General features: G+C 39.0%; 13 protein-coding genes. 6 read left to right on the forward strand and 7 right to left on the reverse strand.

Features of this window, described 5'->3' with window-relative positions:
• Positions 1 to 99: 99 nt before the first annotated feature.
• Positions 100 to 510, reverse strand: a complete 411-nt coding sequence (locus ABJE44_RS14585) for a helix-turn-helix domain-containing protein (RefSeq protein ID WP_348109622.1) — start codon at positions 508 to 510, stop codon at positions 100 to 102.
• A gap of 101 nt (positions 511 to 611) precedes the next feature.
• Here ABJE44_RS14585 and tmpT point away from each other — a divergent pair, with 101 nt between their 5' ends.
• Positions 612 to 1,253, forward strand: coding sequence for a thiopurine S-methyltransferase (tmpT, locus tag ABJE44_RS14590; RefSeq protein ID WP_348109548.1), 642 nt, complete (start codon positions 612 to 614; stop codon positions 1,251 to 1,253).
• An 86-nt stretch (positions 1,254 to 1,339) separates the two neighbouring features.
• Here tmpT and ABJE44_RS14595 read toward each other — a convergent pair whose 3' ends face one another.
• Genes ABJE44_RS14595 through ABJE44_RS14605 form a run of 3 tightly spaced genes read right to left on the reverse strand, consistent with a single transcriptional unit; the run spans position 1,340 to position 8,896 of the window.
• On the reverse strand, positions 1,340 to 4,429 hold the full coding sequence (locus ABJE44_RS14595; protein WP_348109546.1) for an efflux RND transporter permease subunit: 3,090 nt from the start codon (positions 4,427 to 4,429) through the stop codon (positions 1,340 to 1,342).
• Positions 4,422 to 7,760: an efflux RND transporter permease subunit gene (locus tag ABJE44_RS14600; protein WP_348109544.1), complete on the reverse strand. Its 3,339-nt coding sequence runs from the start codon at positions 7,758 to 7,760 to the stop codon at positions 4,422 to 4,424. The genes ABJE44_RS14595 and ABJE44_RS14600 overlap by 8 nt, the downstream gene beginning before the upstream one ends.
• Positions 7,761 to 7,771: 11 nt before the next feature.
• Entirely contained in the window at positions 7,772 to 8,896 is a 1,125-nt protein-coding gene (locus ABJE44_RS14605; RefSeq protein WP_348109542.1) for an efflux RND transporter periplasmic adaptor subunit, read from the reverse strand.
• A 315-nt stretch (positions 8,897 to 9,211) separates the two neighbouring features.
• Between ABJE44_RS14605 and ABJE44_RS14610 the strand changes: the two genes are divergently transcribed.
• Positions 9,212 to 9,658: a YaiI/YqxD family protein gene (locus ABJE44_RS14610; RefSeq protein WP_348109540.1), complete on the forward strand. Its 447-nt coding sequence runs from the start codon at positions 9,212 to 9,214 to the stop codon at positions 9,656 to 9,658.
• A gap of 56 nt (positions 9,659 to 9,714) precedes the next feature.
• Here the strand turns inward: ABJE44_RS14610 and ABJE44_RS14615 are convergent, their stop codons facing one another.
• Positions 9,715 to 11,025 (reverse strand): DEAD/DEAH box helicase, encoded by a 1,311-nt coding sequence (locus ABJE44_RS14615; RefSeq protein WP_348109538.1) that lies wholly within the window; start codon positions 11,023 to 11,025, stop codon positions 9,715 to 9,717.
• Positions 11,026 to 11,223: 198 nt separating this feature from the next.
• Positions 11,224 to 14,148, reverse strand: a complete 2,925-nt coding sequence (gene rne, locus ABJE44_RS14620; protein WP_348109620.1) for a ribonuclease E — start codon at positions 14,146 to 14,148, stop codon at positions 11,224 to 11,226.
• A gap of 597 nt (positions 14,149 to 14,745) precedes the next feature.
• On the opposite strand from rne, the gene rluC reads away from it, so the two are divergent.
• Positions 14,746 to 15,699: a 23S rRNA pseudouridine(955/2504/2580) synthase RluC gene (gene rluC, locus ABJE44_RS14625; protein WP_348109536.1), complete on the forward strand. Its 954-nt coding sequence runs from the start codon at positions 14,746 to 14,748 to the stop codon at positions 15,697 to 15,699.
• Entirely contained in the window at positions 15,689 to 16,330 is a 642-nt protein-coding gene (locus ABJE44_RS14630; RefSeq protein ID WP_348109534.1) for an HAD-IA family hydrolase, read from the forward strand. Before rluC ends, ABJE44_RS14630 begins: the two co-directional genes overlap by 11 nt.
• Here the strand turns inward: ABJE44_RS14630 and ABJE44_RS14635 are convergent.
• Positions 16,327 to 16,929: a Maf family protein gene (locus ABJE44_RS14635; RefSeq protein ID WP_348109618.1), complete on the reverse strand. Its 603-nt coding sequence runs from the start codon at positions 16,927 to 16,929 to the stop codon at positions 16,327 to 16,329. The two genes, ABJE44_RS14630 and ABJE44_RS14635, sit on opposite strands and share 4 nt — an antisense overlap.
• A 132-nt stretch (positions 16,930 to 17,061) precedes the next feature.
• Here ABJE44_RS14635 and yceD point away from each other — a divergent pair, with 132 nt between their 5' ends.
• On the forward strand, positions 17,062 to 17,589 hold the full coding sequence (gene yceD / locus ABJE44_RS14640) for a 23S rRNA accumulation protein YceD (protein WP_133471612.1): 528 nt from the start codon (positions 17,062 to 17,064) through the stop codon (positions 17,587 to 17,589).
• Positions 17,590 to 17,599: 10 nt separating this feature from the next.
• Complete coding sequence (gene rpmF, locus ABJE44_RS14645; RefSeq protein ID WP_133471611.1) at positions 17,600 to 17,770, forward strand: 50S ribosomal protein L32; 171 nt, start codon at positions 17,600 to 17,602, stop codon at positions 17,768 to 17,770.
• Position 17,771 lies beyond the last annotated feature (1 nt).

A 17,771-nucleotide genomic window follows, 5' to 3' on the forward strand; every position in this document is an offset into this window, starting at 1 on the left:
AAGTGATGAATTTCTCAATTTCAAAGGGGCACTTGTTAAAGGATTGCTTAGTACCGGGCTTGAGTTCTTTATTTGCGTGCGTTTTTTAATATTCGGCTTTTAAGTGGTTTTCCTTTGGGTTTTTCGGATTTTATCTTTTTGGCTAAGGGATAAGAGGCGCTGAAATTTGGGGCATTCTAAATGTGTAGGGGCACTGCAGTTTGCGGCATGAATAAGGCCGTCTCGTAATTTAGTAAGTTGCTTAATTTTATTATCCACTTGTTCTGATTTTTCTAATAGTTTTTGTCTATCAATTTCTGGGCCGTTTTTTAACGCCATATCTGATATTTCATCTAGGGAGAAGTCAGCAGCTTGGCCTAGTAAGATTAATGATAACTGTTGTAACACATTGCTTTTAAAAACCCGCATAATTCCATGGCGACCAGAAGACTGTATTAAGCCAATTTCTTCGTAGTACCTAAGAGTTGAAGCAGGTATGCCGGTTTGTTTTACTACTTCAGTAATAGTTATAAATTTTTGTGGCATTAAATCTTGACCTCAAGTCGACTTTAAGTTGTATGCTACTGCTATAAATTTATCAATCAAGTGTAAAGTAGTAATGAGAGGTTCCTATGGAAAAAGAATATTGGATCAATAAGTGGCAAAATAAAGAACTGGGGTTTCACCAGCCATCGGTTAATCCTTTGTTAGGAAGTCACTTCTCGACATTAGCACTAGAAGAGGGAGCCAGAATTTTTATTCCTTTATGTGGTAAAACCCTAGATATCGGATGGTTGCTGTCACTAGGATACCAAGTAGTGGGTATTGAAATGGTTGAATCAGCTGTCATTCAATTATTTGAAGAGTTACAGGTAACACCTGATATTAAAGCGATAGGCAAGCTGAAGTGTTATAGAGCCGGTGAGTTAGAAATTTATGTTGGGGATATTTTCGATTTAACTTTAGATATATTAGGTGATGTAGATGCTGTTTATGATCGCGCTGCATTAGTGGCACTGCCTGATCCAATCCGTCAGAGATATGCAAGCCATTTACCGGTATTAACGCAACATGCAAAGCAGCTATTAATTAGCTTTGTCTATGACCAAAGCAAGATGGCTGGGCCACCGTTCTCTGTGGATGATGCTGAAATAAAGGGCCATTATGGTGTGGCCTATACATTAACTTTATTGGCAGACGATAAGGTAAAAGAACCTGTTAAAGGGAATAAGGATATTTTAGAGAAGGTTTGGTTATTAACCTCTAACAACTAGGCTGTTTTTGTAGAGTTACTTAAGTTAATGATTTGTGTTGTTAAGAGAGGTTTTTAAGCCTCTCTTAAATTGATAACACCTATTTGTCATGACTCTGCAATGAGTTTACTTACTAAGTTTTTACTGTTATTTATCATATTAGCTGTTTTCGCCCGCAATTTAAGTAACAACAAATAGGCTAGGGGAACTAACACTAAACTAGTTAAGGTCGAGAAAACCAAACCACCAATAATCGCTATAGCCATGGGGGAGTATGCTGGTCCATCTCCTCCTAGCCTAGTGCTTCCAAATGCTAAGGGTACCAAGCCTAAAACGGTAGTGGCTACCGTCATTAATATAGGTCTGACACGGTTTAAACACGCCTCTATTATTGCCTGCTGAACGTGAAACCCTTCATTTATTAATTGATTTATTCGATCCACTAATACAATGCCATTGTTCACTACAATTCCCATCAATATTAACATACCAATCATACTCATTATCGACATGGGAATACCCGCTATAAACAGTGCCCAAAACACCCCAGTAAGTGAAAATAACAAAGAAGTGATAACGGCTGTTGGTAGTAATATTGACTCAAATAGAGCTGCCATCACTATATAAATCATGCAAAGAGCCAAGAGCATATTAGTTTGCATGGCATCTTCATTTTGATTTTGGCGCTTAATACTGCCATCAAAAGTCCAGCCATAACCGCTAGGTAATTGTATGTGCTCCATTACTCCTTTAATGCTTTTTTGAACATCTTCTAATGTTACACCGTCTTGTAAATTACCTCCTATCGTGACCGATGTTTGCCTATAACTGCGGTTTATTTCTGAAGCGCGAGGAGCTACCGATAGGCTGGCAATCATATCTAAGGTGACATTTTGTTGACCTTGGCGGGTAATCGTAAGGTTTTTAAGGGCTTCCACTGAGTTTTGTAGATTTTGGTCGTACATGAGTTTTATGCCAACTTCGCCGTTTTCACCATGTCTAAATGTTCTTAGGTTTGTTCCCCTTAACGCTGTTGCTATAACTTGGGATATATCTTGAGTATTGAGGCCAAATCTAAAGGCTTTTTGTCTATCAATCACCACTCTTAGCTCTTGTTTCTGTTGACTCGTGTCCGTTTTAACTTCTGTCAGCCCTTTAATATTTGAAAATACAGGAATTATTTGTGCTGCTATTTGGTCTAGCCTTTCAGAAGAGTCCCCAATTAACGTCATTTGTATACCGCCACCGTTGCCTTGATCCCATTGAAAACTCGGCTTTGCCCTTACGAACTTGGGCATATTTTCAGTAATGAGTTTTTTAACGGATTTTTGTGATACGGGTAAGTTATCTATTAATGTAATGCCAGAGACAGCATGCCCTGCAGTAAAATAGGTATAGACTTGCTTTATATAAAACTTTTCCTGGTTGCTATACAGGTAGTTCTCCATTTTATTAACGGTTTTTTCTACTTCTTCCATGTTGTAACTGCCTTGCACATCATAGTTCAACCACACCCTGTTTTGGTCGCCATCATTGTCATCGTCGCTGGTAACGTGTTGCATAGGTAGCGCAGTACTCATTAAAATTAACACTGCAATTAAAGCGGTTTTACCTTGATTGTTAAGCGACCATGTAAGCAAGTTTTTGTAAGCCAAGGCCATTTTGGTAGGACGCTTTATATTAGTGTGTTTGCCTTTGTTATTCTTAGGCTTGATTTTGGTTGCAAGTAACGGGATGAGGGTTTGTGATATCAGGAGCGAGGCAAATAACGAGATGCAAATGGCAATGGCAACGTGTTCTAAAAATATTGTGACATTAACTTTAGCACCAACGATATTAGGTAAAAATACTATAGCCGTTGTGATTGTTCCTGCGATAACGGCAAGACTGACTTTAGCCACCCCCGCTTTGGTAGCATCGACAGTGTTTGCTATGCTTTCTTTCTCTTGTTCGATGCTTTCGGTAACGACTACTGCATTATCAACTAGCATACCAACAGCTAACATCAAGCCCATCATAGATAAAATATTGATGGTGTATCCCATAATGTACATGCACCCTAATGTAATACAAATACTAAAGGGGACTGATAAAACTACCAACAGGGTACTAGTAATATTTCGTAGAAAAGCATACAGCACTATTAGTGATAATAAGGCTCCAAGTAGGCCTGCATCAAGTAAGTCCGAAAGAGATTTAGTGACACTCTGTGCTTCGTTATCCATTATAAAAAGGTGTATGCCGTTAAAAGCAGGGTTATGATTTGCTTCATCAATAACTTTCATTACATCGTCTGAAACAGCTACCATATTACTGTTAGATTCACGGTAAATATTAAAGCCTACAGCATAAGTTTGGTCTAGATGACGACCTTCGATTCGTTTGGGTTTTTCGTATTGAACTAAAGCAATGTCACTTAATCGCACCCCTTTCTTAATCATTAAGTCTTGAATTTCTTGGAGGCTATTGAACTCACCTTGTGGGTTAACATTTATCTTTTGTTTAAGGTTGTTGTCATGATAGCTTCCTGCAGAAAGCGAAAAATTTGCATTTTTTAAGGTGCTAGCTAATTCATCCGGTTTTACTTGTAGTGCCGTCATTAACTGTTGATCTAAGCGAATAGAAATCTGCTTTTGGGTTACACCATACAGCTCTACTTTTGACACGCCTGCCACTCTTTCAATGGGGCGTTTAAGATTACGGTCTAACAAATCATAAGCACTGGATAAATCTCTATCGCTAGATACTCGAAGCGTGAATATGGGCATATCGTTAGTATTAAATTGATAAACTAATATTCTTTCAACATCTGATGGCAATTCATTACGAATAGCATCTATTTTTTCTCTTGCTTCAATACCTTTGGTTTTGAGGTTTTCGTCCCAAGCAAATTGTAATCTAATCACAGCGGCGTCTTCTGTTGAGCTTGACCTTAGCCGTTCAATCCCAGACATAGTCGCGAGTGCTTCTTCTATTGGCCGAGTAATCATTTTCTCTACTTCTACCGGGGTGGCGTCTTTGTAGGGAATACGTATGGTTATTTCTGGTATGTCTATACTTGGAAATTTTTCTAAAGGTAATAATTGGCTTGAGATTAACCCAAACACCAGCATTGAAAAGAACAGCATGCCTATAGTGACGGGGCGACGTATGGCAAAGCCAGCTAATGCCGCTCCCGTTGATTCAAACTTATCCATGAGCCGCCCCTCCATTTTGTGTGTCTGATAGGGTGTTTTGTTGCTGTGAGATAAATACTTTGCGGTCAAATAAACTGTAAAGGACTGGGATAAAAAACAGAGTTAATATGGTCGCGAACATCAGCCCATATATAACAGTTATTGCCATAGGTGTGCGGATTTCAGCGCCTTCACCTAGGCCGATGGCCATGGGTAAAAGGCCTAACGTTGTGGTTAAAGTGGTCATCAATATAGGCCGTAATCGACTTTGTGCTGACTCTATAATGGCATGTGCTTTTTCGATACCAGAGGCTCTAACTTGGTTAATCCTATCTATGAGAACAATGGCATTGTTAACTACAATTCCCGCTAACATGATTAAACCAATAAATACTACAACACTTAGGTTTGTACCTGATAAATATAAGCCATAAATAGAGCCTGCACATGCTAAAGGTACGGTAAATAATATCAATAGTGGATGTAACAGGGATTCAAATTGAGATGCCATCACCAAGTAAACTAGAAATATTGCCAAAGCTAATGCAAATTGTAATGACTGGAAGCTAGTTTCCATCTCTTCACTTTGCCCTGCCACCTTAGTTTGAATAGTAAGGGGCAAGTTTAGTGAATTGATGTGTTCATTAACCACATTTACAGCTTGGTTAAGATCACCAAAGTTTAAGTTTGCAGAAACCACCGCTACACGCTCTTGGCCAATACGAGTTATTTCGCTAGGGCCAATAGACATGGTAATTTCAGCAATCGCATTTAACGGAATAGCGGGAGTTGCCCCAGGATTTACAATGATTTGCCCTATGTCTTCTATAGAGTCACGTTGCTTTTCAATGGTTCTAACTAAAATATCCACTTTTCGATCTTGAATACTATATTTTGTGGCGACTTCACCTCCCACTTTAGTGGCAATTAGTTTAGATACATCTGGGGCATTTATACCCAATTGGGACATTCTACTATGGTCAAATTTGATTTTTAATTCAGGGTTTCCAGATTGTAACGTCGATTTTATATCTGCGAATCTCTGATCATTCTGTAAACTTTCCACTAGTAATTGGCTGTAGTGACTTAAAGATGTCAGGTCATAACCAATTATTTGTACTGCTAACGGAGTGGCAAAAGTAAATAAAGCTGGTTTGCCAAATTTACTTTGCACGCCTGCTTGTTTAGATAAATATGCTCGCATATCTTCTATCACCCTTGCGGTAGATTCTTTAGTACTATCAGGTGTCATAACTACATTCAACTTACCCCAATAATCGCCACCTTGACTTGCTGAGGCATTCATTAAGCTACCTGTACCTGCAAGTGCATATGTTCTTTCAACACTCGGTAATGTTGCAGTGAATTGGCCTAAATCGGTAATGACTTGGTCTGTTTTAGCTAACTGGGAGCCCGTTGGTAAATTAATTTCAACAAAGAATTCTCCCTGTGACATATCAGGAATAAGCTCCATACCTATTTTAGGTAATAACAACAATGACAGGGCCGAAACTATAATTACCGAGCTCAATACTAGGATTCTTAATTTAAGAGCTGCTTTTAATGCAACTAAATATATGCGCTCTATCTGAACAAATACTTTTTCAAAGCTCCAAAGAATAGGTTGTAAAATTAGTTTTGAAACCTTGCCGAATACTCTGAATATACCAATGCACAAGGTAGAGAAGGCTAAAAATATATAGTAAAAACATAAGCCAACCCCTTTAAATAAAAGCCTAAAGGGAAGGCCAATGTAGTAACCGACTAGTGCTTTTTTGCTAATTGGTTTTATTTTCGGTTCTGAGGGACTAAAGACTATTTTGCTAGGTTCTTTGTGGTGGTTACTACCTTTTTCTCGAGCGGCTAACATAGGGATTAACGTTAACGCAACGAGTAATGAAGCAGCAAGTGCGAATGTAACGGTTAAGGCTTGATCACTAAATAATTGACCGGCTACCCCTTCTACAAAAACCAATGGAAAGAACACTGCCATGGTGGTGAGCGTTGACGCTACTATAGCCATTGAAACTTCTTTTGTTCCTATAGCGGCTGCTTGTTTTGGGGTTTTGTTTAGGGTTTTGTGCCGAGCAATGTTTTCTAACACTACAATACTATTATCCACTAACAAACCTATTGCCAGGGCGATCCCTCCCAGACTCATTATGTTTAGGCTGATGTCATTGCTATACATCAAGTTAAAGGTGGCAATGATTGATACAGGTATTGAAATTGAAATAATTAGAGTAGACCAGATGTTTTTCAAAAATAAATACAAGATTGCCATAGCCAATAACCCGCCGATAATACCAGCTGATTTCACTTCATCTATGGCACTTCCAATAAACCTTGATTGATCATAAAGGAGTTGTAATTGGTATTGAGTTGGCATGTCATCCTGGATTTGCTCAATTCTAAATTGAACATTTTCGGCCACCTGTACTGTGTTTGCATCGCCTTCCTTATAAATAGCAATTTCAACCCCTTCGTACCCGTTAAACCTATTCATTGAGGTTGGCTCTTTATAGGCTTCTTTTACCGTTGCTATATCCCCTAATCGAATGTTTTTGCTTTCTCGAGTGGCAATAAATAGGTTTCGAATGTCATCTAAATTTTGAAATTGATTTAAAGTTCGAACAAGATATTCTTGAGAGCCATCTTTAACTCTGCCCCCTGAAGAGTTTACATTTTCATCTTTAAGGCGTTTGATAATGTCACTTACGTTTAAATTAAGTTGGTTGGTTTTTTGCTGATTTATTAAAACTTGAATTTCATTTTCTAACCCTCCACTAATTTTTACAGACGCTACACCAGCTACTGATTCAAGTTGTCGCTTTACTTGTTCTTCACCATATAGCCTCAGAGCTTTAATATTTTTCTCATTGATTGGCATGCTTTCATGGTCACCACTGGTAATCTCTTTAACGCCACTAAGCCCAAAACGTAGAACAGGATCTAAGCTAGGATTAAAACGTAAGAGTAAAGGTTTAGTGACATCTAGTGGGAGCTGCAAGGTGTCTAACTTCTCACGAACTTCTAAGCTCGCTAAGTCCATATCTGTTCCCCAGTCAAACTCTAGCAGTACATCAGATTGACTTGCTTTTGATGTAGATGTCACTGTATGGACACCTTTAACAACACCTATGGTTTCTTCTATTGGTTTAGAAACAAGTTGCTCTATTTCGCTCGGTGCAGCGCCAATGTAGTCTGTACGGATAGTGAGGGTAGGGTAAGATAATTCTGGTAACAGGTTTATCGCTAATCTAGATAAAGACACCATGCCAAATAATATAATGGCTAAGGTAAACATCCATATAGTGACTGGCCGCTTAACTGCAATATCAATTATGTTCATATTGCTAATCCTTAACCTTTAACAGGAGTTTCGGTTATGTCAACTAGTGCGGTCTCTGTCGATATGATTTCTACAGGGGCTTGGTCTCTTAAGTTTTGGTGGCCTGTAATTACCACTTGTTCATTACCGGTAAGTCCACTGATCACCTCAACCAATTCTCCTTGTTGATAGCCAATGCTGATGTTCTGTTTACTAGCAATGCCATTTTCAACAACAAATACATTAATACTGTCATCAATGGCAATTAGGGATTTACGGGCTAATAAAAGTGAATTTTTATGGGTGTCGTAGTTAAGTTGAACTTCTGCAAACATACCTGACTTAAGTTGGTTATTGGTATTTGGAACTCGTAATGTTACTTTGAATGTACCTGTGGTTGCGTCGATAACTGGGCTGATACGCTCTACATAAGCCTTGATTCTTGTATCGTCTAAGGCGGTTAATAGTAGAGTGGCTTGTTGATTTTTGAATACTTTAGAAAGCTCTTTTTCTGGAAGGTAAACAATACCGTATAATTCTTTTTGTTGAACTATATGGAACATTCTCGCTCTTTGGAAAGATTCGGTTAAATTACCCACTTTGGCGTTACGTTCTGCTATATAGCCTGATATAGGTGCAACGATAGTAGCTTCTTTTAGATCTAATTCAGCCAACGATAGTGTGGCCTTTGCTGACTCAAATTGTGCACTTAGTTTGTCGTAGGTATCATCACTGACTAGTTTTTGATTATAAACTTTGTTTATTTTTGCTAGCTCTTTTTCAACACCTACTAAATCCGCTTTTGCTCTGTCTAGGTTAAGGTGATAGCGTCTTGGCTCTATTTGCGCAAGTACTTGGCCTTTTTCTACATAGTCACCTTCCTCAACATAAATATTTTCTATAATCCCTGATGCTCTTGGCACTACAAAAGCCTCTTCTTTGGGTTCTAAAACAGCTGTGGTGGTATAGTTTGATGAAATATCACCTTTAGATAACAGGGTTATTTCAACAGGTACTGAAATAACTAATTTTTCAGATGGTTCATCTTGAGATGCGGTTTTGTTGCTATCGCCACAGGCACTTAATAAGCTGACACTAAGTAGAATGCTTAAAATAGTTATTAAATTGCTGCTTGGTTTTTTTATTATTAAGTGCATTTTGGTTCCCTTAAAAAACGTAAATTAGACAAATAGTGAGTTTGTAGATCATATTTAGCAGTGACCATGCCAAAGCAATAAAATACATAAAAAACAATTGGTTACGTTATTTTGGTGTCTGTTTTCAATAAATTCATGTTAAGTTTTTAGCGTGTTTGCTTATAAAGTGGTTTAATTGACCAACTTGAAATTTTTTAAAGTTGTAGCGAGTCTATTTATTGTTACCTAGCAGTAATGAATTGCTTGTTAGATTAGGTTACAAAACTTACATTAGGGTCATAGAGTTTTTTGTTTTTTATAAAGTGAGGAAATAAATTGAAAATTTGGGTGGATGCAGATGCGGTCCCTGTGGTGATTAAGGATATTTTAAATCGTGCAGCGCAACGAAAAGAAGTCGAAACCATATATGTCGCTAATCAGTATATTCGAACCCCGCCATCAAAATTTATCAGGTCAATGCAGGTGCCTCAAGGGTTTGATGTCGCTGATGATGAAATAGTAAAGTTAGTGGAGCTTGGTGATTTAGTTATAACCAGCGATATCCCACTTGCTGCTGAGGTGATAGAAAAAGGCGCCCTCGCGTTAAGTGGACGAGGAGAGTTGTTTACTAAAGAAAACATTCGCTCAAGACTCAATATTAGAGACTTCATGGATACAATGCGTGCTAGTGGTGAGCAGTCTGGAGGGCCGCCACCTTTAAACCAAAAAGATAGGCAGAATTTTTCGAACCACTTAGACCGTATTCTTACAGCAAATCACTAAAAAAAGCAGGCGTTTTAAGCCTGCACTTTATATGGTGTTTACGTAATTTTTTAAACTTATCTATTTCCAGAAGTGTTATTGGCTGGATTTTTTCTACGTCGCTGTGAAGGCTGCCCATTGTTGTTGCGTGAGTCACCAGTGCGGTTACGATTAGACTGATTATTTTGTCTATTAGGTTGTGGTTTCTTTTTAGCCTTTATAGGTCGCTGACCTTCTTTGGACTCAGGTAAAGGCTGGCTTGGCTCATAACCAGCGATGACTTTTCTTTGTATGAGTTGTTTCGTTAATATTTCTATGTCTACTAACTCTTTAAATTCATCTTGTGTCACCATTGAAATAGCCTGGCCTTTAGCGCCAGCACGTCCGGTCCGACCAATTCTGTGAACATAGTCTTCAGCAACATTTGGTAAATCGAAGTTGACCACTTGAGGAAGTTGATCAATATCTAAGCCTCTGGCAGCGATATCAGTAGCAATTAAGGCTTTTACCTTACCTTGTTTAAAATCTGCTAGAGCTTTAGTACGTGCTCCTTGGCTTTTATTACCATGTATTGCAGCAGCTGTAATTCCTCGGCCTTCTAATTGCTTAACTATACGGTTAGCACCATGCTTTGTACGGCTAAATACCAACACCTGCTGCCAGTCATTTTCTTTAATCAAGTGGGTTAAAAGCTGTGACTTTCTACTTTTATCAACGGGATAAACCCACTGTTCTACTAAATCTACAGTAGTGTTTGCGGGTGAGACAGAAACTTCTACAGGGTTATTAACTAATCCCTTTGCTAATTTTCTGATGTCGTCAGAAAATGTAGCTGAGAACATTAAGTTCTGACGTTTTTGGGGTAACAGCTTAATGATTTTTTTAATGTCATGAATAAAGCCCATGTCTAACATGCGGTCTGCTTCATCCAGCACTAGGATTTCTAGCTCATTAAATTTAACGGCGTTTTGGTTATACAAATCTAGTAAGCGGCCAGGAGTAGCAACAAGAACATCGGCCCCTTTTCGTAACTTTTGCATTTGTGGATTAATGCCAACGCCCCCAAATACTACAGTAGATCTTAACGATAAGTCCTGTCCGTAGGTTTGCACACTTTCTGCTACCTGAGCTGCTAGCTCGCGAGTAGGAGTGAGTATTAAGGCTCTAGCTTGATTCGCTTTAGCAGGTTTACCTTGGCTTAAAAGGTGTAAAATAGGCAATGTAAAGCCTGCAGTCTTTCCTGTCCCAGTTTGGGCGGCAGCCATTACATCGCTACCTTTTAACACAGCTGGAATCGCCTGCGCCTGGATAGGAGAGGGGGTGGTATATCCTTTACTAGTAATAGCGGATAATATTTTTGGTGAAAGGCCTAGGTCGGCAAAACTCATAGATAATTCTCAAAATTAGGTGATTAGCAATAGTGTCAAACTAAGCCCATGCTTTGTTTGAAATATGAACGGCTAAAATAAGTCGCGGGAGGATACAGCAAATAAGCGACAATAGCACCACAGCTATAAATTAAAAGTGCCGTGGGGAGTTACCCCACGGCATATACTGTTATTAGCTAGCGCTAGTTTTTACTGAGACTAAGAATCTGTTCCTGGTCTAAACGCTGGTGCTGTAGCCTTATTAGATGCACTTAATATTGCTGCTGTTTTAGTTGAGCGTGTAAGCTCTGGGCGAGCTTCGTCAGCTAACGAGCCAATATTAATCTCAATAAAGTCTTCAGTAATTTCTGCAGGTCTTGCCATAGGTGCTGAAACAGATTGTGACTTAACCTTTTTCGACACTTTCAAAGAGGTGGCTTTTGGAGCGACCTTAGCTTTAATAGGTGCTTCTGAAGCCTTCACTTTGGGCGCCTCTACTTCTGCCGCTTTTGCTTCAACAACAGGGGCTATTTCAGCAGGCGCAGGCTCGATGGCTTTAGGTTCGTCATCTGATAACTCCAAAGAAACTTGTTCTGGGGTTGATTGTTCAACTACGGGAACAGGTGTTTCCTCAACTTTTGCCGGCTCATCAAATTGTAACTCATCTTGCTTAGCACTTGGCTCGGCTTGAGTTAGTTTAACTTCAGGAGCTTTATTACCTTCTTCTGCTACTTGGGCTTCAACCTTAATCGTGTCAGCACCGTTTGCCTCTGTAATATCTGTGGTTTTGTTTTCACCGGCTGTATCATCAGATACTTCAGTTTCTTTACGGCGCTTTTGACCGGCAGCTCTAACATGGCGAGGTGAGCGACGGCTACGTGTACGTGGTTTTTGCTCTTCGTCGTTAGATACAGTAGAAGTTTCGACTTTTTCAGTGGTGGCTTCTACATTTGCAGGACTCGTCTCTGCTGCAGGAATACTAGTATTTACATCCGTTGCTGCGGTGGTAACACTGGGTCCTGAATTAGTATCTATGTTCTCAGCGTTTGCAGTTTCTTCTTTAGTAGCCAAAGTAGTAGATTTGGTATTTTCAACCTTTTTTGATTCTACTCTCACACTACGTCTAGTGTCTCTGCGCTTACGACGCTCTGCAACCTTCTCCTTTTTCTTCGCAGGAACATTATTATGAACCTCTTGATTTTGATTGGTTTGAGCTTCTGTGTCGTGGGCTTTATCGTTACGACGAGGCTTACGATTATCGTTTCTAGGCTTACGGTCTGAACGCTCATTCCGTTTTGTTGACTTGTCGTTACGGTCATTACGCTCGCCACGATCATTCTTCTCGTTACGTTCGTAGTTTTTGCCATTTCGTTTGTTACGATCATTACGGCTATTCTTGCCTTTGCGCTGGCTGCCATTTTGATTACGTGTACGAGTATTTTTCTTTGGTACTTCCTTAGGCTCTTCTTTTAGTAAGCCTTGGAACCATTTACCAATCTTAGTCAGCAAACTTTCTTCTGCAGCTGGTATACTTGCTACTTGAGTAGGCCTGGCTTTATTGGGCTCTATAAGGCTTTGTAAAGCTGGCTGCTCTTTTGCTAAAGCAGGGGCTACTGTTTTGTCTGTAATGGTTTCTTCTTGCTCAATAAGAGGCAAGTTATAACTCATATCTTGTAAAGCTTCATCCGGTCTACGACGAGAAATACTATAATGAGGTGTTTCCATGTTCGGATTAGGAATAATAACCAACTGAACGGAGTGACGTTTTTCTATGCTTCTTACTGACTTACGTTTTTCATTAAGTAAGTAGGTTGCAACATTAACAGGTAATTGTGCCTCTATTTGACCTGTATTATCTTTAATACTTTCTTCTTCCATTATCCGTAAAACAGATAAGGCTAATGATTCTGTACCACGTACCGTGCCATGACCACTACAACGTGGACATACATTGTGAGCAGAATCACCTAAAGAAGGACGTAAACGCTGGCGAGACATTTCTAATAAACCGAAACGAGAAATACGCCCAAGTTGTACTCTGGCTCGGTCTCCTCTCACCGCTTCTTTCATGCGGTTTTCTACTTCTCTTTGGTGACGCACTGGCGTCATATCAATGAAGTCTATTACAACCAAACCGCCTGCATCTCTAAGGCGTAATTGCCTAGCGATTTCATCTGCTGCTTCTAAGTTAGTATTGAAGGCGGTTTCTTCGATATCGCTGCCTTTTGTTGCACGGGCGGAGTTGATATCAATAGAGATTAACGCTTCTGTTGGGTCAATAACAATAGAGCCACCTGAAGGTAGGCGAACTTCGCGTTGGAAGGCCGATTCTATTTGACTTTCGATTTGGTAGTGACTGAATAAAGGCACGTCACCTTTGTATAGTTTTACACGATTCGCATAATCTGGACGCATTTGCTCAACATGCTTTAAGGCACGTTCGTGTACTGCTGTTTTATCAATTAATATTTCGCCGATATCGCGTCTTAGGTAGTCACGTATTGCACGAACTACTACGTCACTTTCTTGATGAATTAAGAAAGGGGCAGGGCGAGAGTCTGCCATTTCTTTTATACGTCCCCAACCAGATACTAGATAGTCTAAGTCGTAGGCTAGTTCTTCAGATGATTTTCCAACACCTGCTGTTCTTACGATTAAACCCATACCGTCGGGGAGGTTTAATCCACTTAACGCTGCTTTTAATTCAGTTCTTTCATCACCTTCAATACGACGAGAAATACCACCTGCACGGGGGTTGTTTGGCATTAATACAAGGTAACTACCAGCTAAGCTAATAAAGGTTGTTAACGCTGCGCCTTTTTGGCCACGTTCTTCTTTATCAATTTGAACTATTACTTCTTGGCCTTCTTTGATGACCTCTTTGATATTGGGACGGCCTTCAAACTTATAGCCTTTAGGGAAGTAGGTTCTACCTATTTCTTTGAGGGGTAAAAAACCATGTCTTTCTGCACCGTAATCTACAAATGCTGCTTCTAAACTAGGTTCTACTCGGGTGATTGTACCTTTATATATATTGGCTTTTTTTTGTTCGTGTCCTGGACTTTCTATATCCAAGTCATACAACTTTTGACCATCTACAAGTGCTACTCGCAATTCTTCTTGCTGAGTACCATTGATTAACATTCTTTTCATTCTTATTTAGCTCAGTAATGTACCGACCGCTACTAAGTAAAGAATGACTAAGTGATTAGACACCTGTTTGATTCAGCCTCACGACTGTATACTTTTAGTTAAGTTTTTTTGTACGTGTTATTGCCATTAATTATTTAATGCATTAGTTTCAAACACTTTACCTACATGTTGATAGGCTCTAAACACGGCTGCAGTTTAGATAAAAATATATACTTTAAAACTTATTATATTCGAAATACTTAGCTCTATTATTTGGCTTTATATATGTTCAAATATATTGTCAATTCAATTCGTCTTCTTTACATCGTATGCGTTCAGTAAGATATTTATATCGCTGATGTAAGCGTTCTGTTTAACCATAATCAGTGAAAAGTTACACACTTCACTGTTGGTTCACCGAAACTGGTGAGCAATCTATGTTTACGACTTTTGGTCGTTTATGCATACAGAACATTTAATTCATTATTTTGTTTTATACATTTACTTCATGTATGAAAACTCGCGTATTATCACATTAAATCGGTAATACTGGCAAGAAATTAAAATACTAGACAACTATTATTAAAATTCAGTTAGAATACGCCGGATATGGCAGACCTAATATTTGAAAAAGTTCAATTTATAACCGTCGATCCCGACCTTGAAGGTCAAAGGATAGATAACTATTTACGTACTTTATTAAAAGGAGTACCTAAAAGTCTCATTTATCGTATTTTACGAAAGGGTGAGGTGCGTGTTAACAAGAAAAGAGTCAAGCCAGAGTACAAGTTATGTGCTCATGATGAATTACGTATTCCTCCCATTAGAGTATCAGAACCCACAGCGTTGCCTTCAACAAAGTTAGATAAAGTGTCTAGTTTAGAAGCGAGTATTCTATATGAAGATGATTGGATAATTGTACTTAATAAACCTTCAGGTACCGCTGTCCATGGTGGTAGTGGTTTAAGTTTTGGTGTAATTGAGGGGCTTAGAGCATTAAGACCACAGCAGAAATTTTTAGAATTAGTACATAGGCTTGATAGAGATACATCCGGTTGTTTATTGATTGCTAAACGTCGTTCGGCGTTAAAAAACTTACACGAACAATTAAGAGATAGGAAAGTAGATAAGCGTTATCAAGCATTAGTAGCAGGTGAATGGCCAGCGAATCGATTTAAAGTTAAAGCTCCGTTACTCAAAAATACTTTAAAATCTGGTGAGCGTATGGTGTTAGTGAATGATGAAGGTAAGCCTTCGGAAACTCGGTACCGAATTTTAGAGCTTTTTAATCAAGCTACCTTAGTCGAAGCCTCTCCCATTACAGGTCGTACTCACCAAATTAGGGTGCATTGTTTACACGCAGGGCATCCAATAGCATGTGATGATCGATATGGTGATGCTGAATTTGAAACAAGAACAAAAAATCTTGGATTGAATCGCTTATTTCTACATGCTCATTCTTTGGCGTTTATACATCCTAACACTGAGGAAAGGGTCAGCTTTAAAGCTCCATTAGAATTACAGTTAATAAATGTTTTAAAAAGGTTGAGAAGTGAAATATAAAGCAGTAATTTTTGATTGGGACGGAACCTTAATGGATTCTGTAACAAAAATTGTAGAAAGCATGCAAACCAGTGCTAAACATTTTGGATTACCTGTACCAAGTTATAATGAAGCAAAAAATGTTATCGGAATCAGTTTATTGCCTGCTCTGAAAAAACTCTTCTCAATTGATGACCATGAAGAAGCAACAAAGCTAATGGTCACCTATAAAGAACATTTTAAAAACCATGCTCAAATTAGTAGCCCAATGTTTGAAGGGGCTTTAGATATGCTCGAAGAGTTAAAGTCTAGAGGACATGTCTTAGCGGTTGCTACGGGGAAAGCGAGAATAGGGTTAGAGCATAATTTGTTACATTCTAATACCGGCCATTTGTTCACCACTTCAAGGACGGCAGATGACGCAAACAGTAAGCCATCTCCCGATATGTTGAAGCAAATATTAGCGGAACTAAATTTACAAGCTAGTGAAGTTTTAATGGTAGGTGATACTACGTATGACATGGAAATGGCGGAATCTATCGGCATGGATAGGGTTGCAGTGAGTTTCGGCGTTCACGAAAGTGAAACCTTAATGCGACACAACCCGATAGCCATCATTGATTCTTTGGGTGAATTAACAGGGATTGTTTAATTAGGCTTTTTCATAAGGTCAAAGATATCAACAGACATTTTATCAAATAACTCAATTAGACGTATTAATGGTAGTCCAACTAAGCTGTTGGGATCTGTGCCCTTAAGTGATGAGAATAAAGCAATACCTAGGCCCTCACTTTTAAAACTGCCAGCGCAGTCAAAAGGTTTCTCAATTGTTAAGTAAGTGTCTATTTGGCTTTCCGTTAACCGTTTAAATGTGACTTCATAAACATCAACAATAGTTTCTATTAAGTTTTTATTTGCACAATATAAACATAACCCAGTGTAAAACTTTACAGTTTGGCCACTTGCGCTCATTAATTGTTGTTTTGCACGAATATAATCTCCCGGCTTTCCGAGAACGACGCCATTAAGGCTAGCTAGTTGGTCAGAGCCAATTACATAGGCTTGTTTATTTTTAAGTTTAATTGAAACTGATTGAGCTTTTTGCTCTGCAAGCCTCTTAACCTGTTGTTCTATTGTCTCATTCAGATGGGCTGATTCATCGATATCCGGTGCTAATGAACAAAATGGAATGTTTAATTTTTGCAAAATTGATTGTCTGTAAAGAGAGCTGGAAGCAAGTACTATTTTCATTGGTTGAACAAGGTTACCGTTAATCATTAGGGTAGTTGCCATAATAACCTAGGATCCACCTAGTAAGCTCGTGATAATTTCTCTGATATTTTCTTTGACTAATAAACGCTGAAACTATAATATGCGCGCGCTATGCAGAAAGTGAAATTACCCAAGCGATTGGACCCAGTAAAAAGTGCTAATAAACGTTCCGATTATAGGGGAGTTATTTTAGCATCTGATATGCCAAGATTGCTTGGGATGGTTGCTGATGTTGCCAGTGAAATTGATGTTGAAATTAAGTTTGCAAAAGACGAGCAGGGTCTTACTTATTTTCAAGGTCAAATGGCATGCTTAACATCACTACGCTGTGAGAGATGTAATGAAGTCTTTGAACATCCTATGGATGTATCTTTTTGTTTCAGTCCTGTGCAGGGTTCTGAAGAAGAAGACGAAGATGAATTACCGGATGTTTACGAACCGGTAGAGGTCGATGACCACGGAGAAATCAATTTATTTCAGTGTCTTGAAGACGAACTGATTTTATCTTTGCCTATTGTAGCCCTTCATGCAGAGGAGGATTGCAAACAAAAGCGAGACAAAATGAGTTTCGGAAAAATTGAACCGGCCGATGAACGTCCAAACCCGTTCGCGGTTTTGAAAGAACTTAAGCGAGACTAGGAGTAAAATAATGGCTGTACAGAAGAGTAAAAAAGCTCGTTCAAAGCGTGGTATGCGTCGTTCACACGATGCGCTTGGTACTGTTGCTTTGTCTGTAGATTCAACGTCGGGTGAGACGCATGTTCGTCATCACGTGACCGCTGATGGTTACTACAAAGGCAAGAAAGTTTTATCTCTTTAAT

Origin of the sequence: Paraglaciecola sp. (assembly GCF_039942875.1) — a bacterium.
Classification (GTDB): Bacteria; Pseudomonadota; Gammaproteobacteria; order Enterobacterales; family Alteromonadaceae; genus Paraglaciecola.